This window comes from Oceanicola sp. S124 (genome assembly GCF_000220565.1).
Lineage (GTDB): Bacteria > Pseudomonadota > Alphaproteobacteria > Rhodobacterales > Rhodobacteraceae > Pseudooceanicola.
The window spans coordinates 1-21,153 of record NZ_AFPM01000311.1; the positions used below are offsets into that span (position 1 = coordinate 1).

19 protein-coding genes and 2 pseudogenes are annotated in these 21,153 nt (G+C 65.3%); 9 read left to right on the forward strand and 12 right to left on the reverse strand.

Annotated elements, in window-relative coordinates:
* From OS124_RS0121115 to OS124_RS26705, 4 genes are all read right to left on the reverse strand, one after another.
* The coding region (locus tag OS124_RS0121115) for an NAD(P)H-dependent flavin oxidoreductase (RefSeq protein ID WP_010141982.1) at positions 1-951 on the reverse strand (951 nt) is incomplete at its 3' end.
* The gene (locus OS124_RS0121120; protein ID WP_237708150.1) at positions 948-1,700 is read right to left on the reverse strand and encodes an SDR family NAD(P)-dependent oxidoreductase; all 753 of its coding nucleotides are present in this window, start codon (positions 1,698-1,700) and stop codon (positions 948-950) included. The genes OS124_RS0121120 and OS124_RS0121115, both read right to left, overlap by 4 nt.
* A 15-nt stretch (positions 1,701-1,715) precedes the next feature.
* A complete protein-coding gene (locus OS124_RS0121125) occupies positions 1,716-2,261 on the reverse strand; it encodes a nuclear transport factor 2 family protein (RefSeq protein WP_010141984.1) in 546 nt (181 codons plus the stop codon).
* Positions 2,258-4,492 (reverse strand): acyl-CoA dehydrogenase, encoded by a 2,235-nt coding sequence (locus OS124_RS26705; protein WP_202799081.1) that lies wholly within the window; start codon positions 4,490-4,492, stop codon positions 2,258-2,260. Before OS124_RS26705 ends, OS124_RS0121125 begins: the two co-directional genes overlap by 4 nt.
* Before the next feature lie 137 nt (positions 4,493-4,629).
* On the opposite strand from OS124_RS26705, the gene OS124_RS25525 reads away from it, so the two are divergent.
* From OS124_RS25525 to OS124_RS0121145, 3 genes are read left to right on the forward strand one after another with little or no spacing between them, the layout of a single operon-like run.
* Positions 4,630-5,124, forward strand: a complete 495-nt coding sequence (locus tag OS124_RS25525) for a nuclear transport factor 2 family protein (RefSeq protein ID WP_010141986.1) — start codon at positions 4,630-4,632, stop codon at positions 5,122-5,124.
* A complete protein-coding gene (locus tag OS124_RS0121140) occupies positions 5,117-5,767 on the forward strand; it encodes a nuclear transport factor 2 family protein (RefSeq protein ID WP_010141987.1) in 651 nt (216 codons plus the stop codon). Before OS124_RS25525 ends, OS124_RS0121140 begins: the two co-directional genes overlap by 8 nt.
* A complete protein-coding gene (locus OS124_RS0121145; protein ID WP_029375631.1) occupies positions 5,757-6,857 on the forward strand; it encodes an NADH:flavin oxidoreductase in 1,101 nt (366 codons plus the stop codon). The genes OS124_RS0121140 and OS124_RS0121145 overlap by 11 nt, the downstream gene beginning before the upstream one ends.
* A 111-nt stretch (positions 6,858-6,968) precedes the next feature.
* On the opposite strand, the gene OS124_RS0121150 is transcribed toward OS124_RS0121145, so the two are convergent.
* The 3 genes from OS124_RS0121150 to bktB all read right to left on the reverse strand — a co-directional run bounded on the left by OS124_RS0121150 (position 6,969) and on the right by bktB (position 10,354).
* Positions 6,969-7,904: an electron transfer flavoprotein subunit alpha/FixB family protein gene (locus OS124_RS0121150; RefSeq protein ID WP_010141989.1), complete on the reverse strand. Its 936-nt coding sequence runs from the start codon at positions 7,902-7,904 to the stop codon at positions 6,969-6,971.
* A complete protein-coding gene (locus OS124_RS0121155) occupies positions 7,904-8,662 on the reverse strand; it encodes an electron transfer flavoprotein subunit beta/FixA family protein (protein ID WP_010141990.1) in 759 nt (252 codons plus the stop codon). Before OS124_RS0121155 ends, OS124_RS0121150 begins: the two co-directional genes overlap by 1 nt.
* 501 nt (positions 8,663-9,163) lie before the next feature.
* Positions 9,164-10,354: a beta-ketothiolase BktB gene (bktB, locus tag OS124_RS0121160; RefSeq protein ID WP_029375632.1), complete on the reverse strand. Its 1,191-nt coding sequence runs from the start codon at positions 10,352-10,354 to the stop codon at positions 9,164-9,166.
* Positions 10,355-10,862: 508 nt separating this feature from the next.
* On the opposite strand from bktB, the gene OS124_RS0121165 reads away from it, so the two are divergent.
* Both OS124_RS0121165 and OS124_RS28390 read left to right on the forward strand, forming a co-directional pair.
* Positions 10,863-12,071, forward strand: a complete 1,209-nt coding sequence (locus OS124_RS0121165) for an ABC transporter substrate-binding protein (RefSeq protein ID WP_010141992.1) — start codon at positions 10,863-10,865, stop codon at positions 12,069-12,071.
* A gap of 59 nt (positions 12,072-12,130) precedes the next feature.
* A pseudogene (locus OS124_RS28390) lies at positions 12,131-12,602 on the forward strand (hypothetical protein); the annotation flags it as partial.
* A 139-nt stretch (positions 12,603-12,741) separates the two neighbouring features.
* Here OS124_RS28390 and OS124_RS26710 read toward each other — a convergent pair.
* The 5 genes and pseudogenes from OS124_RS26710 to OS124_RS27115 all read right to left on the reverse strand — a co-directional run bounded on the left by OS124_RS26710 (position 12,742) and on the right by OS124_RS27115 (position 17,585).
* Positions 12,742-13,181 (reverse strand): annotated as a pseudogene (locus tag OS124_RS26710) (transposase).
* Positions 13,182-13,245: 64 nt separating this feature from the next.
* Entirely contained in the window at positions 13,246-14,352 is a 1,107-nt protein-coding gene (gene tcuB / locus OS124_RS0121170) for a tricarballylate utilization 4Fe-4S protein TcuB (protein WP_010141994.1), read from the reverse strand.
* The gene (gene tcuA, locus OS124_RS0121175) at positions 14,342-15,727 is read right to left on the reverse strand and encodes an FAD-dependent tricarballylate dehydrogenase TcuA (protein WP_010141996.1); all 1,386 of its coding nucleotides are present in this window, start codon (positions 15,725-15,727) and stop codon (positions 14,342-14,344) included. The genes tcuB and tcuA overlap by 11 nt, the downstream gene beginning before the upstream one ends.
* Positions 15,727-16,626: an NAD(P)-dependent oxidoreductase gene (locus tag OS124_RS0121180; RefSeq protein ID WP_010141997.1), complete on the reverse strand. Its 900-nt coding sequence runs from the start codon at positions 16,624-16,626 to the stop codon at positions 15,727-15,729. Before OS124_RS0121180 ends, tcuA begins: the two co-directional genes overlap by 1 nt.
* Positions 16,623-17,585 carry an SMP-30/gluconolactonase/LRE family protein gene (locus tag OS124_RS27115; protein WP_010141998.1) on the reverse strand — a complete coding sequence of 321 codons (963 nt, stop codon included), beginning with the start codon at positions 17,583-17,585 and terminating at the stop codon, positions 16,623-16,625. Before OS124_RS27115 ends, OS124_RS0121180 begins: the two co-directional genes overlap by 4 nt.
* A 177-nt stretch (positions 17,586-17,762) precedes the next feature.
* Here OS124_RS27115 and OS124_RS0121190 point away from each other — a divergent pair, with 177 nt between their 5' ends.
* From OS124_RS0121190 to OS124_RS0121205, 4 genes are all read left to right on the forward strand, one after another.
* Positions 17,763-18,140, forward strand: a complete 378-nt coding sequence (locus OS124_RS0121190; RefSeq protein ID WP_010141999.1) for a hypothetical protein — start codon at positions 17,763-17,765, stop codon at positions 18,138-18,140.
* Complete coding sequence (locus OS124_RS25530; protein ID WP_010142000.1) at positions 18,137-19,024, forward strand: alpha/beta fold hydrolase; 888 nt, start codon at positions 18,137-18,139, stop codon at positions 19,022-19,024. The genes OS124_RS0121190 and OS124_RS25530 overlap by 4 nt, the downstream gene beginning before the upstream one ends.
* A gap of 23 nt (positions 19,025-19,047) precedes the next feature.
* Entirely contained in the window at positions 19,048-20,214 is a 1,167-nt protein-coding gene (locus OS124_RS0121200; protein WP_010142001.1) for an ABC transporter substrate-binding protein, read from the forward strand.
* A gap of 61 nt (positions 20,215-20,275) precedes the next feature.
* The gene (locus OS124_RS0121205; protein WP_010142002.1) at positions 20,276-21,139 is read left to right on the forward strand and encodes a branched-chain amino acid ABC transporter permease; all 864 of its coding nucleotides are present in this window, start codon (positions 20,276-20,278) and stop codon (positions 21,137-21,139) included.
* Positions 21,140-21,153 lie beyond the last annotated feature (14 nt).

The following is a 21,153-nucleotide window of genomic DNA, read 5'->3' on the forward strand; positions in this document are numbered from 1 at the left end:
CCCGGTCTGGCTGTTGCCCTCGACCAGACCGCGCTGCACCAGCGTCGGCAGGTTGGGCGCCAGCACGGTCGCGGCAAAGGAGCTGTCGTCGGCCCGCGCCGCGCGCCAAAGCAGCCTGACCATATCGGTCAGCGACATCTTGTTCTGGCGCCCATAGGACAGGCCGTGCTTCATCCCGGCGGCCAGCCGGGCCAGCCCGCTCATGCCTTCGAGGCGTTGCAACTCTGGGTTGTCGATGAAGCGTTGCGGCAGGCCGTCGACTGCGCGGGTCACCTTGATCACATCGGGATTGCCGGTGCGCAGGTAGACCTCAAGCGTATCGCGCGCCACCGGACTTTCCGTGGTCAGCAGGAACCGCGTGCCCATGGCGATCCCGGCCGCACCCCAGGCAAGTGCCGCGGCCAGCCCACGCCCGTCGTGAAAGCCCCCGGCGGCGACCACCGGCACGTCCACTGCGTCCAGCACCTGGGGCAGCAGCAGCGAGGTCGGTACCGAGCCGGTATGCCCGCCGCCCTCGCCCCCCTGCACGGTGATGATGTCAGCACCCAGTTCGACCGCCTTCACCGCATGTTTCACCGCGCCCACGGTGGGCATGCACAGGATGCCCGCCTCCTTGAAACGGGCAATGGTGCGGGCATCGGGACCCCGGCCATAGCTGACCGCCCGGATGCGCCCCGCATGGGCGAGGATCGACGAGATGATCTCGTCCGCATTGGGCTGGAACATGTGGAAATTGACACCGAAGGGACCGTCGCAGGCCTCTTCCACGGCGCGGATCTTGGCCTCGACCTCGCCGGGGGCGATGGTGGCCCCGGCCAGAAAGCCGAAGCCCCCCGCGCGGGTGGTGGCGGCGACCAGCTGCGGTTCGGCGACCCAGCCCATGGCGGTCTGCACCACCGGTGCGCGGCAGCCCAGCAGATCGGTCAGCGGGGTTTTCAGCGCGGCACTCAATTGAACACCCGCCCGCCGTTCACCGGCAGGGTCTGCCCGGTGATGTAACGCGCCTTGTCCGAGGCAAGGAACAGCACCGCGTGGGCGATGTCCTCGGGGTCGCAGATCGCCTTCATCGGCACTGCGTCGCGGGCCCGTTCAAAGCTGTCGCGCGGGATGCGCTGCATGGCGCGGGTATTGGTCGGACCGGGGCAGACCGCATTGGCGGTCATGCCGAAGGGCGCGATCTCACGGGCGAGGCCACGGGTGAAGCCCAGCACGCCCGATTTGGCGGCGGCATAGTCGACACAGCCCAGATCACCGTTCAGAGCGCTGTCCGAGGAGATCGACACGATCCGGCCCGAGCCGCGCGCCTTCATTCCCCCCACAACTTCGCGGGTGCAATGCACGGCCGCGCGCAACGAGATATCGAGCACGAAATCCAGCACGTCATGGGGGGCCTCGGAAAAGGCCGTGGTCTGTTCGCGGGCGGTCTGGCCCAGGTTGTTGATCAGCACATCCGGCGTGCCAAGCGCCTCTCGTGCGGCGGCAAAACTGGCGGTGATGACCTCAAGCTTGCGAAAGTCGCCGACGCCGGTATGCACCTTGCGCCCCATGGCCCGGGCCAGCCCTGCGGTTTCCTCCAGGGCCTCAGCGTCGATGTCGAAGATCGCCAGATCGGCCCCCTCGGCGGCGAAGGCCAGCGCGATGGCCCGTCCGATCCCATGCGCGGCGCCGGTAATGGCCACTGCCTTGTCCTGAAACTCCATCATCTCACTCCCGTGTCATATCTGGTCATGGCCCCGATCCGCAGCGATGCGGGTCAAGAGGCGATAGCTTGCGTCCCCCGGCCCGGGCTGGCCGCGTTCGGCCCCCGCAGCCGGGTCGTCCCAGTCGCTGGCCGCGGCGGGGCGCCGGTCCACCCAGTCGGTCACCACGTGGCGGGCGCGGAAAAACCACGCGCCGTTGCGGCGGGCGTAATGGTCTAGGCTGCGCGATCCGGTGATCACATGCTGCGCATCGGGGCCGTGGGTGCGGTGATAGTTCAGCTTGTGAACCTCGCCCTCGGCCGTGTCGCCGTCGATCTCGAACCGGGTCTGCATCACGTAATGCGCCGTTGCCTCATAGGCCGACAGGGCGCGCGTGACATAGGCGATGTAATCGGCCACCCCGCCGGAGAAGTCCTTGCCGTGAGTGTCGGTGCCTTCGGGCAGGTAAAGCGCGGCAAGCGCGGCCATGTCGCGCCGGTCCACGGCACGCGAATAGGCCGCGACCAGCCGCCCGAGCGCCTCGGTGTCGGCCAGTGTCGCAGGGTCGCGGGGGCGGATCATTTGCCGCCACGCGGTTCGCGCGGCATCCCCAGCCCCTGTTCGGCGATGATGTTCAGCTGGATTTCCGAGGTGCCGCCATAGATCGTGTCGGCCCGGGAGAAGAGGTAGAGATGCTGCAGCCGCTGGCGCATCGGATCCTCCGACCAGCCCAGGGCCTGCGCCCCGAGCGCATCCATCGCCAGATCGCCAAGCGCGCGGTGCCATTCCGACCATTCCAGCTTGTAGCCGAGGATTTCCGCCCCGGCGCTGTTGTCGGCCTGCGCCTGCAACATCCTCAGCGCCCCGTGGCGCATCGCCCGCAGCTCGGACCACGCGCGGCCCAGCCGTTCGGCCAGCGCCGGGCCGTCGCCGCCTTCACGGGCGACCTCGATCACATGATCCAGTTCGCGGGCAAAGGTCATCTGCTGACCGAGGGTGGAAATCCCCCGCTCGAACCCCAGCAGCGACATCGCCACCGTCCAGCCGTCGCCCACGTCACCGATCGCATCGCAGGCCTTGGCGCGGGCCTCGTCGAAGAAGACTTCGTTGAATTCGGCGCCGCCGTTGATCTGGCGGATCTGACGGCATTCTATCCCCGGCTGGTCCAGCGGCATCAGCAGGAAGATCAGCCCCTTGCGCCCGACCGATCCCTCTTCGGCGCGGGCCAGAACGAAGATCCAGTCCGAGACATGGGCCAGAGAGGTCCATGTCTTCTGGCCGCTGACCAGCCAGTCGCCGGTCTCGGGGCATCGCCGGGCGCGGGTGCGCACGGCGGCCAGGTCTGACCCGGCCCCGGGTTCGGAATAGCCCTGTGCCCAGAAGGTCTCGCCCTTCAGGATGCCGGGCAGGAACCGCGCCTTCTGATCCTCGCTGCCATGGGCCAGCAGGGTCGGAGCGACCAGCCCCTCTCCGATATGGCCCATATGCCCGGGACCGCCGACGCGGGCGTATTCCTCGTGAAAGGCAACCTGATCCGCGACGCTCAGTCCGCGCCCGCCGACACTGACCGGCAGGCCCATGCCGACCCAGCCCCCCCTGGCCATCTCGCGTTCCCATTCCTTGCGCAGGGCCACCTCGGTGTCACCGTCACCCGCGTGGCCGCGGTCGATGATCGCCTCGAAACGCCCGGTCAGATGGCTGCCCAGCCAGTCGCGCACCTCGCGGCGGAACGGCGTGTCGGCCACCTCGGGGACCGCCGAGAGGCGACCCTCCAGAAGGTCCGTGCCGACCGAGGCAAAGGCCGTGCCGCTGCGCCCGGCAAGCTGGGCCTGCGCGCGGGCGCGCTTGAAGAACATATGCGGCGGATATTCCCATGTCGCGCCCACGCCGCCATGCAGCTGGATCGCCTCGGCGGCGATCTCCGACTGCAGCTCGCGCGCCGTCGCCCATGCCGTCAGCGCCTCGCCCCGCCCGATCGGGTCGCCCGCATCCAGCGCCTCGGCCGCGCCCGCCACCAGCGCATCCAGTGCGTTCAGCTTGACGAAAAGCGCCGCGATCCGGTGCTTGATCGCCTGAAACGAGGCGATGGAGCGACCGAATTGCTTGCGTTCGTCGATATAGGCACGGGTCAGGTCGAAGACCCCGCGCGCCGCGCCGGCGGCCTCGGCCGCAAGGGCCACGCGAGCCTCGGCCAGTGCCTGCTCCAGCGCGGTGACCGAAATCGCGATCCGCGCCTTGGCCGGCGTGCCCGACAGCGCAAGCCGTGCGGCTGGCTGGGTCGGGTCGAAGCTTTCGACCGGCTGGGCGGCCGCGGCCGGCAGCACGAAAACCGCCACGCCGTCTTCGTCGCGCGCCAGCACCAGAAGTTTGTCCACCGCACCGCCATCCGGGATCAGGCCGCAATCGCCGTTCAGGCGCCAGCCATCCGCCCCGGTCGTGGCGGTCACCGTCTTGGCATCCCAATTGGCCAGCGCGACGCGCGTGCGGCCCTCGGAGATCGCGTCCAGAAGCCCGGCCGCATCCTCGGCGCCTGACAGGACGGCGGCCGCCACGCCCAGTGTCGAGACGAAGGGCAGGGGCGCCAGCACCCGGCCCAGCTCGGCGGCGACCGGCACCAGCGCGCTCAGCCCCATATCAAGGCCTCCCGCCGCTTCGGGCAGGGTCAGCCCGGCCAGCTGAAGATTGTCCTGCAGCGCCGTCCACAGCCCGGCATCATAAGACCCGTCATGCGCCTTGCGCGCCGGATCCAGCCCGCCGGAGGTTTCCAGAAAACGGGCCACTGCGTCACGGATCATCTCGATTTCGTCGTTCATGCCGGCGGTCATCTCCCTTGAAGATTTATCCCACGAAGTGCCATCTTGCCGCAGCAGCAACATCGTCCGAACTGAGGATGCCGAATGCCGTCCAGCCGTGCGAGGCGATAGTTGAGCAGCACGAGGACAGGCCCCCTTTGACGGATCGCATCACCTTACTCGCCGAACGCCTGACAGCGCTCGAAGACCGGCAGCAGATCGCGGACCTCATCGCGGGCTATGGCCCTGCGGTGGATTCGCTCGACGGCGCCGGGGCGGCGGCGATCTGGGACCGGGACGGGCGCTATGAGATCGGCAGCCAATGGGCGCTGGACGGGCAGGCGCAGATCGCCGGCCTGACCGAATTCGACCAACATCGCGGCTATGTGGAACAGGGCGTCGGCCATGTGCTGTCGCCGCACAAGATCACGGTGACGGGCGACCGGGCGACGGCCCATGGCTATTCCATGGTCGTGCTCAAGGATCCTGCCGGGGGCTGGCGCATCGACCGTCTCAGCGCGAACCGCTGGGTGTTCGAACGCACCGCCGAAGGCTGGCGTGCCAGGTCTCGGCGCGCCGAACTGCTGGATGGTCAGGCGGCTGCGCAGGCGCTGCTCGGCTGGTCACAAGAAAAGGACATTGCGGATGACTGACACCCCCGAGAGCACGCAGGCGGATATCCTCGCCCGGCTCGACCGTATCGAGAGCCGCGAAGAGATTCGCCAGTTGCCGGCCAAATACGCGTTGGCGCTCGACATGCGCGACATGGATGCGATGGTGGGCCTGTTCCCCGAAGATGTGCGCGCCGGCGGCGGCAAAAGCGGCCGCGCCGCGCTCAAGGCATGGTTCACCGAAACCCTCAGCCAACAATTCGACGGCACCTCGCACCATATTGGCGGCCAGATCATCGAGTTTCTCGACAGCGAAAACGCCGTCGGCATCGTCTATTCCAAGAACGAACACGAAACCGGCGCCGAATGGGTCATCATGCAGATGATGTATCACGACCGCTATGAACGGATCGACGGGCGCTGGTATTTCCGCAGCCGTCAGCCGCTCTACTGGTACGCCACCGATCTGAACAAGCCGCCGATCGGGCAGCGCAAGATGCGCTGGCCCGGACGAGAACCCTACGAGGGCAATTTCCACAAGCTGTTCCCGTCATGGGCCGCCTTCTGGTCGGGCGTGGATGCGGGGCCGAATGATGCGCCCGCCGTGGCCGATCCGGCACCTCTCGAAGGGTTCATCGAAACCATGCGCAAGGGCAATGAAGTGGGGAAAATCCGTGTCCGTTGATCTATCCGTCCTGTTCGAACCGACCCGCGTTGCCGGGATGGACCTGCCCAATCGTCTCGTAATGGCGCCGATGAGCCGCTATTTCTGCGCCGATGGCATCCCCCATGCAGAGGTGGCGGAGTATTACCGCCGCCGGGTGGAGGGCGGGATCGGCCTGATCCTGTCCGAAGCGACCTATATCGATCACCCGGCCTCGGAATGTTACGACGGCGTTCCACGGTTCCATGGTGCGGCGCTCGATGGCTGGAAGGCCGTGATCGACACCGTCCATGCGGCGGGGGGCAAGATGATGCCCCAGCTTTGGCATGTCGGCAGTTTCCGGCAGCCGGGCATGGCGCCTGATCCCTCGGTCCCGGGCATGGGTCCGTCGGTGAACACCAATGCGGCCGCCGCCGGAGATGCGCCCACCGTGGCCATGACCGAACGCGATATCGAGGACGTGATCTCCGCCTATGCCAAGGCCGCCGCCGACGCCAAGCGCCTCGGGTTCGACGGGATCGAACTGCATGGCGCGCACGGCTATCTGATCGACGAGTTCCTCTGGAGCCGCACCAACCGGCGCAGCGACAAGTGGGGCGGCGACCATGTCGAGCGCACCCGTTTCGCCTGTGCCGTAATCGCGGCCTGCCGGGCAGCCACCGGGCCGGATTTCCCCATCTCGATGCGCTGGTCGCAGTGGAAACAGCAGGATTACACCGTCAAGCTGGCCGAGACCCCCGAGATTCTGGGCGAGATCCTGGGCCCGATCGCGGATGCGGGCCTGTCGATCCTGCACAGCTCGACCCGCCGGTTCTGGGAACCGGCCTTCCCCGACCAGCATCCCGACCGGATCATGTCGGGCTGGGTCAAGGACCTGACAGGCCTTCCGACCATCACCGTGGGCGGCGTCGGCCTGGAACAGGCGGGGATCAAGACCTCGGCCGCCGCGTCTCTAGACGCACTCGAAGGGCCGCTCTCGCGTGGCGAGATCGACCTTCTGGCGGTCGGTCGCGCGGTGCTGGCCGATCCCAACTGGCCGCAGCTGCTTCAAAGGGGCTGTCCCGAAACCGGGCGCGGCTTCGACAAGGCGCAGCTGGAAACCCTTTACTGAGTCCTCCCTCAGTGGGATCGCGCTGCGGACCTCGCTCCCTGCACGGCGTGAGGAAAAGGCCCCGGATTGCTCCGGGGCCTTCTTTGTTGGCGGATCGGGTTTATGCAATGTTCAGTCGAGCTTGAGCCTGTCCATGAGTTCCGGCACGGCCTCAAAGAGATCGACCACAAGTCCGTAGTCGGCGACCTGGAAGATCGGTGCTTCCTCGTCCTTGTTGATGGCGACAATGACCTTCGAATCCTTCATCCCCGCAAGGTGTTGGATCGCGCCAGAGATACCGACGGCGATGTAGAGCTCGGGGGCGACGACCTTGCCGGTCTGTCCCACTTGCCAGTCGTTTGGGGCGAAGCCTGAATCGACTGCGGCGCGCGACGCACCCACGGCGGCACCCAGCTTGTCGGCCAGCGCTTCGATGATTTTGAAGTCCTCTTCCGACCCGACACCGCGGCCACCGGAAACGACGATCTTGGCGGTCGTCAGTTCGGGACGGTCGCTTTCGGCAACCTTGTCCGACACCCATTCTGACAGGCCGGGGTTCTCGGCTGCGCCGATGTCCTCAAGCGCGGCGGAGCCACCTGTGGCGGCCGCGGTGAAGGTCGAGGTGCGGAAGGTAATAACCTTGGTCGCATCCCTGGACCTCAAGGTCTGAATCGCGTTGCCCGCGTAGATCGGACGCTCGAACGTGTCGACATCGACAACGGCGGTCACGTCGGTGAGGACCATCACATCAAGAATCGCGGCAACACGGGGTAGGATGTTCTTGGCATCGGTGGTCGCCGGGGCGACGATGTGGCTGTAGTCACCGGCGAGGCTGACGATCAACGCCGCGGTTGGTTCCGCAAGGCGGTGGCCGTAGATCGCGTCCTCGGCCACGAGCACCTTTGAAACGCCCTGGATGGTGGCGGCTTCGCCTGCCGCGTCCCTGACGGTGGCACCCACGGCCAGGACGGTCACATCACCGAGGCTGGAGGCGGCGGTAACAGCCTTGGCGGTGGCGTCCATGGAAAGGCGGCCTGCGGTGATTTCGGCAAGAAGAAGAACAGCCATCAGAGCACCCCTGCTTCATTCAGTTTCGCAACAAGTTCGTCAACCGAGCTGACCAGAACGCCGGCGGCACGTTCTGGGGGCTCGGTGGTGGAGACCACTTCGAGACGCGGTGAAACCTCGACGCCGAAGTCCTCGGGCGTCATCTCTGCCAGTGGCTTCTTCTTTGCCTTCATGATGTTGGGCAGCGACGCGTAGCGCGGCTCGTTGAGGCGCAGGTCTGTGGTGATGATGGCAGGCAGGGTCACCTTGATGGTCTGTAAACCGCCATCGACTTCACGGGCCACGGTTGCCGAACCTTCCTCGACCTCGAGGCTGTTGGCGTTGGTCGCTTGCGCGAAACCGGTGAGCGCGGCCAGCATCTGGCCGGTGGCGTTCAGGTCGTTGTCGATGGCCTGCTTGCCGCAAATCACGAGGCCCGGCTCTTCTTCCTTGACGATGGCTGCAAGGATCTTGGCGACCGCGAGCGGTTCGATGTCGGTGTGAACATCCTCGGCTGCAGTCACCAAGACGGCGCGGTCAGCCCCCATGGCCAGCGCGGTGCGCAAAGTCTCTTGGCTCTGCCTGACGCCGATCGACACCACGATCACTTCGGAGGCCTTGCCGGCCTCCTTGAGGCGGATGGCTTCCTCGACGGCAATCTCGTCGAAAGGGTTCATCGACATTTTGACATTGGCAAGATCGACGCCGCTGCCATCCGCTTTGACACGGACCTTCACGTTGTAGTCGATCACGCGCTTTACAGGTACAATGATCTTCATTCTGTTCTCTCTCTTTGCGCAACAGATACCAGGAACACGATCCGCGCGGCGCCGCCCTGCTCTAGGGCTTCCAACTGTGTGAAGGCGAGCGATTGAAACGCATCTACGGCTTCACGGACGCGCACGAGTTTGCGCCGCGCGAGGGATCTGATTTCGGGAAGTCGCCCCAACTCGCCTTGGTTCAGATGGTTGGAGCTGGTCGGGGTCTCTGCGTCGCGCGGGTCGAAAACTCCGATACCCGCAGATGCATCATGTTTGGCCCCAGTGTTCCCGTGCATGGCTCCAACTCGATTGTCGGTGTCTTCAGGCGTGCCGGGAGCGCCGAAGTCCCGCAGCTTGGACAATTCATCGGCAGTACAAACGGCCCCGGAGGCACACTTCCTGACCCTTCGACCGAAATGGTGCGTGCTCCGAGTTCGTTTCTAAACGCCGAGCACGCACTGCCATCCATCGATGCGGCCCACCCTCTCTTGCCAACTCCTGAACTGACCGGACCGGCACTCATCGACCGGCCTGGATATTCTCGACAATAAGCGCCACTCCCTGCCCTCCGCCGATGCACATGGTGGCTGCACCGTAGCGTCCGCCAATGCGGAGAAGTTCATGCAGAAGCTTCGTCGTGATGATTGCGCCGCTTGCGCCAATGGGATGGCCCATGGCCACGGCACCACCGTTGGGATTGACCTTCACCGGATCGAGACCCAGTTCTCTCGCCACCGCGCAAGCCTGTGCCGCAAAGGCCTCGTTCGACTCAATCACGTCCAGGTCATCCACAGCCAGACCGGCCTTCTTCAGGGCAATCTGCATCGCCGACACCGGGCCGATGCCCATGAGTGCCGGCTGCACCCCGGAATGGCCGTAGGAAACGATCCGGGCCATCGGGTTCACACCCCGTTTCTCCGCCGCTTCCGCCGTCATCATCACAAGAGAAGACGCCCCGTCATTGATGCCAGATGCGTTGCCGGCGGTAACTCGGCCGTTCTTGCGAAACACTGGGCGCAGCTTCGCCATGTCCGAGAGGCTTGCATTGAGGCGGATGTGCTCGTCGGTCTTGAACAGCGCATCGTTTTCTCGGCCCCTGATCGCCAGGGGCACAATCTGCTCTTCGAACAAACCCGCCTTGGTCGCCTTTGCGGCGCGGCGATGGCTCTCGACGGCGAAGGCATCCTGCTCTTCGCGACTGATGCTGTATTTCTCTGCAACGTTTTCGGCCGTCTCGCCCATGTGGCCGTTGCCGAACGGATCGGTAAGCACAGCAGTCATCATGTCGATCATATTGGCGTCGCCCATTTTCCTTCCCCAGCGTAGGCTGGGCAGGAGGTAGCCGGCGCGGCTCATGCATTCGGTACCGCCGGCCAGGGCCATATCTGCGTCGCCTAGCGTGAGTGACTGGAAGGCGGACACCAAGGCCTGCAATCCGGAACCGCAAAGCCGGTTGACAGTGACGGCGGGAGCCCGAACGCCAACGCCGGCGCCAAGCGCGATGGTGCGGGCCACGTACATGTCTGCCGGCTCGGTGTGGATTACGTTGCCATAGAAGGCCTGGTCGATGTCGTCGGCTGCAATCCCGGCCTTGGCGATCGCCGCCTTTGCCGTTGCGACACCGAGGTCAGTTGGGGTGAACTCCTTCAACGAGCCGCCGAATGCGCCGATCGCCGTGCGAACGGCTGATGCTATGACAACCTCATTCATAGAATGTTCCTTCATACTTCTTTTTTCTCGTCATCTGATTCGGTTCTCGAAAGCAAAGCCGGCCGACCTCGCACGGTGCTGGACCGTGTCGCCCCCCCCTCGGTTGCGGCCCGTCGTAGCGGACTTGTGCAGAAGCGCTGCGTCCTCCCGCTCCAGCGAGCCTTCGCAGACGACGACCGATTCCGAGAGGAGTACTCGGGCCCGTTTCCTCGACACGACCACTACCGGCACCCCGACGTTGGAGACACTAATCGAAGGGAGGTCCGCGCAATCGTCTGTTTGGACGAGCCAGCGACCGAGTCCTTTGCGCTTGTCGCAATCGACAAGAACCGGTGAGGTTTGAGACAGGAATTCAGTGGCGCGTCACACCGCATATCTGGGCCACGGCGTCTCAGACAGAAGCCAGTGGGGCGGTCTTCTTTTTCGGTAATCGTCTGATCGGACGACGCGCACAGGTCAGGTGCTGTAACTATCAGGTCTGAATTCTGGGAGGAGAGGAGAACTTCAGATGACCAAACGGAAGCATTTCGGACGCGAAACCGCCATGATCATCGCGATGACGGCGCTTGGCGCCGGCGCGGCAGTTGCAGAGGGGGACGGCCCTCTGCAATTGGGCGCTATCGTGTCAATCACCGGCGGCGGCGCTGCCATCGGCACCACAGCGACCATGGGCTGGGAACTTGCCGTCAAGGAAATCAACGAAGCGGGCGGAATCATGGGCCGCCAGGTTGAACTTACCATCGCGGACAGTGAAACCGACCCGACTCATGGCGTCAGCGAAGCCCGCCGTCTGATCGACAATGTCGGCATAGAGGCGCTGGTCGGCCCGGTCACCTCGCAGGAGACGATCCCCGTGACCACGGTGACGGGCGAAGCCGGCATCCTGCAGATCACCACCGCCGCCTCGGCGACTCTCACGCCGGAAGCCGCGCCCTATCACTTCTCGAACTCGCCCACCGGGCTGAACCAGATGATCGCGAACATCAAGTACGCGGTCGAGGTTCTGGGCGCCGAGCAGATTGCTCTGATCACGGACAACGGCGGCATGTCGCAAGCTGCCGCGGCCGAGATCGCGGCCTATATGGAAGAGCTGGGCACACCGCTGGTCGCGGTGCAGGAATTCGCCTTCCGCACCGAGGACATGACCCCGCAGCTGTTTTCGCTGCGCAAGGCCGGTGCCGATGCGGTCCTGCTGATCAACTCGCTGGTGGATGACACCCGCCGCTTCCTGCAGAACCGCGACGAGATCGGCTGGGATGTTCCGGTGCTGGGCAGCCTGACCGTGTCGAACTATGCCGTGGGCATCGCCAACGACCTTGGCGAGGAAGTCTTCGACAACGTGCTGTCGGTGCAGTTCTCGGGCATGACCTATTGCCCCGGCGATGCGGTCGGAGAAAGCGCCTTTGCGAAATTCGCGGCGGCGGCGACGGAAGCCTATCCGGATATCGCCTCGGTCGGTGGCCCCTCGGGCATCGCGCCCTATTATGTCGAGCCCTGGATCGTCGCCCATGCGATGGAAGCGGCCGGCACCACCGACGGCGCGACCGTGGCCAAGTGGATCGAAGAGAACTCGGCCTCGATCCCGAACATGCTGGGCACCTTCGGCGCCTCGACCGAAACGCATTTCCTGCCCTCGGCCGACGCCATGGTCGTGGTCAAGAACGCCTATCTTCAACGCGAAGACGGGCTGGTAGAGCGCGCGCAATGCGACGGCTGATTGCCTGAGACAACACGGAAGAAGGCCGGCCTTGGCCGGCCTTTCTCTTTGCTGCGCGCAGAGGGTGCATTCACCACACGGATCGCGGCAGCCATTTGCTTTGCACGACTATCAGAAGACCCTGCGCCAGAACGGCTTCCAGGTCTCGATGAGCGGCAAGAGTAGCTGCTATCCCGTCGTGCTGCGCAAAGAGGACCGACGATTGAAGTCGATCATCGAACCCCCATCCAGGGGTTCTCCGCCTTGCCCTCGGCAACCGAGCGCTCGGCATGGCAAAGGCTTAAGGGTGGGATCGGCGCGGACAGCTGGCTCTGCGATCCGCAGGCGCCCTGGCACAAAGGCACAGTCGACAAGACCAACAACCGTCTTCGCAAGTTCCTGTGCCGCTCGACCGAACCGACGGCGCAGATAGGTCTGTCTTTGGAGACGATTTGCCAACGCCTCAACGCTGCACCCCGCAACTGCCTGGGCTGCAGAACGCCTGCAGAAGTCTTCGAGACCAAGCTCGTGGATAGCCGGAACCGACTCAGGTAACATGGGACATCAGACTTTGCGCTTCGGCGCGAAGTCACAACACACCAAAATTCCTTGCGGACTTCGCTTTCCATCCCCAGCCTATGGGCTGAATAGCCCCGTGTATCGTGGACGCCTTCTTCGTCAGGGTCAGGAGTCATGACCAGCAGATGACGGTTGCCGCGAGAGCGATGGCTGAGAGAAAGACCTTTGGACAGCGGTCATGGCGGATTGCCACGCGCCTCCGGTACTTGAGGCGCGCGAACATGAGCTCGCATCGCTGCCCGGCAGGGCATAACGGCACGTGATGTCCCGAGAGGGGTTCACCACGGTTTTCTCTTTGCGGTGTCCTGCAGCCAGGCCGACCATCATGCTGGCGAGGATGCCTTTTGCGCTCCAGCGCTTCCACCGGCTGCACAGCCTCTTGTGCGGTCCGTAGGCTTCAGGCGCGTCGCGCCAGCGCAAGCCATTGCGATTGATGAAGACAATCCCGCTCAAGCCCCGTTTGTCGTCGCCCCCACGCTTGCCGTGGAACCTGGGGAAGGATGGGGAAAGCTTGGCCATCTGCTCGTCGGTCAGCCAGCAAAGGTCGCTCATGTCACCGCTCCGTTGTCCGGGCTATGAATCACGGCAGTGCCTTGAAAACCAATGCATCCTGACCCTAGCGCTTTGGTGCCAGGGCGATCCGCATATCGCGGGCATGGCGGGAGAGCGCGAGATACCGATAGAGCCCGTGGACGAATTTTCCGTAGGGCATGCTCAGAAAGAAGGTGAGCACCGCACCCAGATGCAGAGCCAGCAGGGGGCCAAGCAAGGCCGTCTCGCCCAAAACCCTCAGGGCAAGGCCGCTCGCACCGGTGATCAGCAGCATCAGGATGAAGCCAACCTCCATACCGCGGAAGCCGACGGCGCCCAGCTCCTGCATGCGGGCCCGCTTCGCGCTCAGCAAGCCCAGGGGGCCGATGACAAGGCCGATGCCGCCTGCGATCCCCAGAAGCGCCGGGCCGCTGTGCCATGTGTAGGGCGCTTCCCAGCCGAAGACGTAATGGTAGACGGTCGCCAGTGAGGTCGCCCCGAGGCAGAGCAGAAAGCCATAGAAGGTGAAGTGGTGCCAAAGCCGCCGTCGGTCGGTGGGCTGATCGTCCTCGTTGAAGCACCCCATTCCGCCACCGTCGAGATAGCGCAGGCGCGCCGCATCGAGAGTTGCCTGGGTGTGATCTCTGAGTTCCGTCTGCGGGGTGCCGGTGTCGCGCCAGAAGGCCCGGGCGCCCATGAACACGGCAAGCAGCATCCACAGGAACGCAGCGCCGAAGAGGGCGACCATCGCCTCATGCGGCAACAAGGCGTAGAATCTGGCATCGTCCAGATGCGCCGTCAGCAGCGCACCGGGCTCGTTCGCAGCCACGAGGCCGAGGATGAACAGCGCGGTGACCAGCGTCATGCCGATGGCAAGCGCCGTGCCGTGGCGGGCGAAGAGCGGTCTGGCAGCCTTTGGCCAGGCATAGTGGGCGTAGCTTTCGGCGCGGACCTGCGCCAGCGTGCCGGGTACGTTGACCGCGAACTCATGCGGCGGGGTGAACTGGCAGTCATGGTAGCAGGCGCCGCAGTTGTGGCACAGGTTGGCGAGGTGGTTCAGGTCGCCGTCGCTGAAGGATCGCTTCAGCTCCATCGCCGGAAAGACGGCGCAAAGGCCCTCGCAGTAGCGGCAGGAATTGCAGACCGTCATCAGTCGGTCGGCCTCGGTCAGGGCGGGGGTGCTATGCGACATGGGTGGCGGCTCCTTCTCCGGCCAGACGTCCGAAGACGGCTCCGATGGTCATGCCGATGCCGGCGGCGTAGCCTTGGCCCAGCACGTTGCCGGCCATGATCTCTCCGGCGGCGAACATGTTCTCGGCCGGTTGGCCATCCTGCATCACCATGCGGGCGCGGTCATCGACGCGGACGCCGAGGTAGGTGAAGGTGATCCCGGGCCGCACGGGGTAGGCGTAGAACGGCGCGGTCTCGATGCGCTGCGCCCAGTTGCTCTTTTCGGGCGACAGACCTTCGGTGCGGTTGCCGTCAGGCTCGACGTGATTGAAGGGCTTGCCGCCAATGACGGATGCGTTGAAGGTCTCGACGGTCTCGACCAGTTGCGCCGGATCGAGCGAGAGCTTCTGCGCAAGCTCGGCGATGCTGCCGGCCTCGACCGGCGGGAAGAGGGAAGGCATGAATTTCTCCAGGTTGGGAGCGTCGAAGAGGATCCAGGCGATCTGGTCGGGCTGATCGGCCACCAGGCGCCCCCAGATGGCATAGCGCTTCGGCCAGATGTCCTCGCCTTCGTCGTAGAAACGCTTGGCGTGCTTGTTGACCACGATGCCGAAGACCACGCAGTCGAGCCGGGTAATGATGCCACCGTCGAACTGCGGCGCCCGGGCGTCGATGGCCACGGCGTGACACTGGGTGGCGTCGCCGATCTGCCGAACGCCACTGTCGATCAGCGCACGGGTCAGGCTACCCTTGTTGTAGGGCGTGCCCCGGATCAGGAAGTTCTCGGCCCGGTCTCCCCAGCCCTGCTTCAGCCAGTCGATATCCGCCTGAAAGCCTCCGCTTGCGGCGATCAGGCTGCGGGCCTCGATCCAGGTCGTGCCCGCAGGGGTCGTCACGGTCGCAGCGCGGAAGCTTGGGCCGTCGATCTCGACCTCGGTCACCTCGTGCTCGTAGCGGATCTCGACGCCCAGCCCTTCGGCGGTGCGGTAGAGCGCGTTCAGCATCGAACGGCCGCCACCGAGGAAGAACGAGTTGGTTCGCCCGAGGCTGAGAGTGCCGCCCAGAGAGGGCTGGAAGCGCACGCCCTGCTGCTGGATCCAGTCCAGCATCTCGTAGGAGCGGTCGATCATCATGCGCGACAGCGCCTCGTCGGTATTGCCCGAGGTGACCCGCAGCAGGTCCTCCATGAACTCGTCGCCGGTATAGGGGCCGGTCAGCGTGCCTGTGGCCGTGTCATGGGCACAGCGCATGTTTCGCGTGTGCCGGGTGTTGCCGCCGCGATAGAACTTAGGCGCCTTCTCAAGCACCAGGACGCTGCGCCCGGCGCGCCGGGCGGCGATTGCGGCGCAGAGGGCGGCGTTGCCGCCCCCGGCCACCAGGACATCCCAGACCGCCATCACGCGCGATCCATCACACGGGCCAGGGCCGGGAAATAGGCATCACCCAGCCCCGCTGCTCGTGCCTTCTCCATCCGTTCCCTGGCCAGTTCGGCGCCATGGGCCCGGAACCCGGTCAGGCTGGCCAGTTCAAGCGCGTAGCTGACGTCCTTCAGGGCATAGTCGGTCGGGAAGGCGCCAGTCGGGAAGACATCGGGCAGCATGGCCTTCATGCCATGGTTGCGCAGGGCGAAGCTGTCGGCCGAGCCCTTGGCCAGCGTGTCGAACAGCAGGGCGTCATCGACCCCCGCTGCGCGCCCGAGGTTGAGCGCTTCGGACAGGGCCACCACGGTCTCGAACAGCACCATGTTGTTGAGAATCTTCACCACCTGTCCGCATCCCACGGGCCCGCAATGGGTGATGTCGGTTGCCGCATGGGCCAGAAGCGGCTGGATGACCGCGACGTCCTCGTCCGAGCCGCCGACCATGATCGACAGGGTGCCGTCCTCGGCTGCCTGCCGGGTGCGGGCAACCGGGGCATCGGCAAAGCGCATCCCCTTTTCCCGCAACGCATCGGAGAGGTCCCGCGACAGGCCGACCGGAGAGGTGGACATGTCCACGACCAGAAGCCCGGCCTTGCCAGCCGGCAGGATTTCGTCGCGAACGACCTTCTCGACCTGGGCGCCGCCGGGCAGCGACAGGAACAGGATGTCCACCTCTGCTGCCATCGCGGCGAGGCTCTGCGCCGCGGTGGCACCATGCTCGACCAGGCGGGCAACCGGGGCAGGGGAGAGATCGAAAACCTGCATCTTCGCGCCGGACTTGAGCAGGATGTTGCGGCAGATCGGTTCGCCCATCACGCCGAGACCGGCAAAGCCGAGGGTCGCAGCCTGGGCAGAGGAGGTGTTGTTGGGGGTCATGCTTGCTCTCCTTGGGGAACGGGAATGGACAGGATCGAGGTGCCGCAAAGCGAACCGAGGAAGGCGCGCGTTTCGTCCCGGGAAAAGGCGATGGAGGCGATATTGCCGAGGCGGCTCCGGCCGGTATCGTAGAAGTGCTCCCGGCCCATTCGGCCCTCGGCCAGGGCGCTCTCGACCCGATCGACCAGCTCCGGATCGCAGTCCTCCAGAACCAGCTGCGCCCGACCGTCCGGCGCAACGCGCCACAGCCGGTTCGAGACGATGCAGGTGACCCACAGATGCCCGCCACTGTCGAAGCGGATCCCGTCGGGGAAGTCTCCCCGTCCGAATTGCACCATGGTGCGGCGATTGCTCAGCCCGTCGGGCCCGAGGTCGAAACGTGTGATCCGGCGCGAGAAGGTCTCGGAGATGACAAGCCCGGCGCCATCCGGTGTCAGCCGGCATTCGTTGGCAAAGCAGATGTCATCCGCCAGGATTCGCGCCGTGCCGTTCTCGACCAGCACGAGCAACCCGTCAGCGATCTTGTCGGAATAGGCGTTGAAGCGCGGTTGCTGGATGGTGCTGACGGTGATCCACATTCGTCCGGCGTCGTCGGTCATGACGAAGTTCGCCGCTGCAAGGGGGACGCCCTCGGCCTCCATGACTTCGCAGGTCAGGCTCTGGTCCGCTCCGAGGCGCCAGATGCCGCCACCCTCTCCGATATTAGCGATCAGCACGCTGCCGTCAGGCTGCGGCGCGATGCCGTTGGGCACCAGTTCGGCGCCGTTGGCCATCGCAGGCGTGGGGCCCTGCGTGTCGACCTGACCATCGCGAGAGATCCGGCTGATCCCGCGCGCCCGGTGCGAGACGACCAGGCCACCGTCGCCGGCGACGTGAACTGATTCCGGGCGGTCCAGGCCCTGGGCGATGCGCGTGACGTCATCGACCGAGAGAAGCGGCGTGCCTGCCGTGTCAGTCATGTCGGGGAGCTCCCTGGAAATGGTAGATGTGTTCTGTTTTGGGGCGGGGTGTGTCTGCGTGGGAAGACGTGATCGCCGCAATTATCCGACTTTCTGGAAGATTCATCTTGCAATCTCGATCTGTGACTCGCTACTCAATAGACCATTAGTTCTGTTAGACGCAACAGTGGTGCGAGCATGACCAACCAAATAATCGACACGTTCATGCGTTTTCCGGTGCTCTTCAGCGGGCATCCCGAGATCGCTTGGCGGGCGGATCGCGCCGGGATCGTCCTGTTGCTGGAAGCCGGCTCCCAAGCGGTGCGTCTGCAGCTTGAGAAGGGGCAAGTGACGGTGCTTCCAGCTGAGGGTCCGATGCGGGGCTGGGATATCGCCCTGCGTGCCGCGCCCGAGGCCTGGGCCGATCACTGGCAGGCCGTGCCGGCGCCGGATGCCTTTGACATCCTGGGCATGGTTCGCCACGGGCGGATGCGGATCGAGGGCAACTTCGCGCCGCTCATGCGTCACCTGCAGGTGGTGAAGGACATCCTTGCCCTGCCGAGGGCCGCGACATGAGCCCGCGCTTCGATCCCGTCACCGGACGCTACCTGCGCCTGGACATCGGCGGCAGGCCGCATCGTCTCTATGTCGAGGAAGCGGGGCAGGGCATTCCGCTGCTCTGCCTGCACACCGCCGGGTCCGACGGTCGGCAGTATCGCGACCTGCTGCTGGACGAGTCCGTCACGTCGCGTTTCCGCGTCATCGCCTTCGACATGCCCTGGCATGGCAAGTCCAGCCCGCCCGAAGGCTGGCAGGACGAGGAATACCGCCTGAGCACCGAGGCCTACGTGGGGATGATCCTGGATGTCTGCGCGGCGCTCGAACTTGACCGCCCGGTGGTCCTTGGATGTTCGATCGGGGGCCGCATCGTGCTTCAGCTGGCCGCCGATCATCCCGAAAGGTTTCGGGGGCTGATCGGAGCCCAGGGCGCCGCATGGCAGGATCCCTGGTACGACACCGACTGGCTGCACCGTCCCGACGTACATGGCGGAGAGGTCTGCGCCGCACTGATTTCCGGCCTGATTGCGCCGGGCGGCCCCGCGGCGGACCGGCACGAGACCCTTTGGCACTACATGCAGGGCGGCCCGGGGGTCTTCAAGGGTGACCTCTGGTTCTACCGCGTCGACGGAGACCTGCGCGACACCATCGCGCGGATCGACACCGCACGCTGTCCGCTCTGGCTGATGGCGGGGGAATACGATTTCTCCTGCCGCCCGGAGGACATGATCGCCACCGCGGAAGCCATCCCCGGTTGCCGGGCGGTGGTGATGGAACGGCTGGGCCATTTTCCGATGAGCGAGAACTACGGGCAGTTCGCCCGCAGCCTGACCCCTATCCTGGAAGAGATATCGGGGCCGGTTCCCTCGGCGCAGGGCGCCGGGGCGAACCACGAAACGTGAAGAGAAACGGGAGGAGAATAGACATGAAACGTAAGGCAATTCTCGCGGCGGCTTCGGCCCTCGCGATGGTGGCGACGGGCGCCATGGCGCAGGAGACCCTGAAGATCGGGGCCCTTGTCACCATGTCCGGCGCTGGCGCGAGCTGGGGCAACGGCATGAAGCGCGCGGCCGAGCTGGCCGCCGAAGATGTCAACGCGGCCGGTGGCCTCGAGGTCGGGGGCACCAGCTACCAGGTCGAGATCATCGCCTATGACGACAGCTACAAGGCCAACGAGGCGGTGACCGCCGCCAACCGCCTCGTCTTCGAGGACAAGGTCAAGTACATCATCGGCACCGTCGGCTCGGCGCCGATCCTGGCGATCCAGCCGATCACCGAGGAAAACGGTGTCATCACCATGACGCTGGGTTTCACCGCCCAGGCGCTTGGGGCGGACAAGCAATATACCTTCCGCCCCAATCCGACCACGGCAGAGGTGGCCCAGCCGCAGATCGACTGGATCGTGCGCACCCAGGATGTGAAGACCGTCGGGGCGCTCTTCCCCAAGGATGAGACCGGCGAGGCCATCGCGAAGGACCTGGCCGGCGCCTACGAGCAGGCCGGCGCGACCCTGACCGCTACCGAGTTCTTCGAGCGTGACCGCGTCGACTTCATCCCGCTGCTGACCCGCATCATCGCCCAGGGCGTGGATGCGATCGAGCTGGACGGCAACTCTCCGGTCACGGCCGGGCAGATTGTGCAGCAGGCCCGGGATCTGGGCTTCGAAGGCGTGATCATCCGCACCGGCGGCCCTGCCACCCAGGAGATCGTCAACGTCGCCGGTGAGGCCGCAACCGAGGGGATGTTCGTCCACTCGGCCTTCGACCCCGGCCTGGCCAGCGCCAAGGCCTACGAAGAACGCTACGTCGAGACCTACAACGAGCCGATGAACGGCTTCTCGCCCTTCTTCTACGACGGCACGAAGATGCTGTTCCAGGCAATGCAGGACGCCGGCACGGTCGAGGATACCGAGGCGGTGAAGACCGCCTACGAGAACATCTCGGACTACGAGGGCATCCTCGGCACGATGAACTGGACGGGGGGCGAGCGCTACGGGATCGCCCACCAGCTCGACAGCCCCTTCTACATCGCCCGGGTGACCGGCGGTCAGGAAGAGATCGTCGCCCGCTGCACCTCTACGGGCTGCGAATAAGCATCCTGTTGCCGCGCGCCGACAAGGTGCGCGGCCCCCTCATGTACAAGGACCGGCTACCGTGAGCTTCCTCATCGCCCAGTCGCTGATCAACGGCGTGATCCTGGGAACCCTCTACCTTCTGATGGCGATCGGCTTCACGCTGGCCTTCGGCGTCATGCGCATCGTCAATTTCGCGCATGGCGAATTCTACATGATCGGCGCCTTCTGTGCGCTGATCGGCGTGACCTGGCTGGGGCTGCCCTATCCGGTGACCCTGGCGCTGACCATCGTTTTTGCCATCCTCATGGGCGCGGTGGTCGAGCGCCTGGTCTTCCGCCCCTTCCGCAATGACGAGCTGTCGGGGATGATTGCCTCGCTCGGGTTGGCGATGATCCTTCAGCACGGGGCGCTGATCCTTTTCGGGCCCGATCCGCAGGCCTTCCCGGCGATGGTCTCCGGCGTTTTCAAATGGGGCGCGCTGATCGTGCCCAAGTCGCGGGCCCTCGCCCTTGGCATCGGCCTCGTGATCCTGCTGATCTTCTACCTGTTCCTGATGCACACCCGGCACGGGCGGGCGCTGCGCGCCCTGGTCCAGGACCAGGAGGTCGCCGCGGTCTTCGGGGTGCGGCTGGAAATCATGTATCCGCTGGGCCTTGGCCTGGGTATCGCGCTGGCCGCGGTGGCAGGTGGCCTGATGGCGCCGCTCTTCGGGGTGTCGCCCTTCATCGGCGCGACGCCGCTGCTGAAAGCCTTCATCGTGGTCATTCTCGGCGGTCTCGGGTCGATCCCGGGCGCGGCCCTCGCGGCGATCCTGCTGGGGCTGATCGAAAGCTTCACCTCGTCCTTCGTCAGCGCCTCGGCTGCCGACATCGTGACCTTCGCGCTGGTCATCGGCGTGCTGCTGGTGCGTCCCGCCGGTCTTCTTGGGAGGGCTGAGGCATGAGTTCTGCCGCTACA

Excerpts from the sequence above, each read along its gene's own strand:
- OS124_RS0121120 (WP_237708150.1), bottom strand. The coding sequence starts at position 1,700 with ATGGAGTTTCAGGACAAGGCAGTGGCCATTACCGGCGCCGCGCATGGG.
- OS124_RS0121125 (WP_010141984.1), bottom strand. The coding sequence starts at position 2,261 with ATGATCCGCCCCCGCGACCCTGCGACACTGGCCGACACCGAGGCGCTC.
- OS124_RS26705 (WP_202799081.1), bottom strand. The coding sequence starts at position 4,492 with ATGAACGACGAAATCGAGATGATCCGTGACGCAGTGGCCCGTTTTCTG.
- OS124_RS0121140 (WP_010141987.1), top strand. The coding sequence starts at position 5,117 with ATGACTGACACCCCCGAGAGCACGCAGGCGGATATCCTCGCCCGGCTC.
- OS124_RS0121150 (WP_010141989.1), bottom strand. The coding sequence starts at position 7,904 with ATGGCTGTTCTTCTTCTTGCCGAAATCACCGCAGGCCGCCTTTCCATG.
- OS124_RS0121155 (WP_010141990.1), bottom strand. The coding sequence starts at position 8,662 with ATGAAGATCATTGTACCTGTAAAGCGCGTGATCGACTACAACGTGAAG.
- bktB (WP_029375632.1), bottom strand. The coding sequence starts at position 10,354 with ATGAATGAGGTTGTCATAGCATCAGCCGTTCGCACGGCGATCGGCGCA.
- OS124_RS0121165 (WP_010141992.1), top strand. The coding sequence starts at position 10,863 with ATGACCAAACGGAAGCATTTCGGACGCGAAACCGCCATGATCATCGCG.
- tcuB (WP_010141994.1), bottom strand. The coding sequence starts at position 14,352 with ATGTCGCATAGCACCCCCGCCCTGACCGAGGCCGACCGACTGATGACG.
- tcuA (WP_010141996.1), bottom strand. The coding sequence starts at position 15,727 with ATGGCGGTCTGGGATGTCCTGGTGGCCGGGGGCGGCAACGCCGCCCTC.
- OS124_RS0121180 (WP_010141997.1), bottom strand. The coding sequence starts at position 16,626 with ATGACCCCCAACAACACCTCCTCTGCCCAGGCTGCGACCCTCGGCTTT.
- OS124_RS27115 (WP_010141998.1), bottom strand. The coding sequence starts at position 17,585 with ATGACTGACACGGCAGGCACGCCGCTTCTCTCGGTCGATGACGTCACG.
- OS124_RS0121190 (WP_010141999.1), top strand. The coding sequence starts at position 17,763 with ATGACCAACCAAATAATCGACACGTTCATGCGTTTTCCGGTGCTCTTC.
- OS124_RS25530 (WP_010142000.1), top strand. The coding sequence starts at position 18,137 with ATGAGCCCGCGCTTCGATCCCGTCACCGGACGCTACCTGCGCCTGGAC.
- OS124_RS0121200 (WP_010142001.1), top strand. The coding sequence starts at position 19,048 with ATGAAACGTAAGGCAATTCTCGCGGCGGCTTCGGCCCTCGCGATGGTG.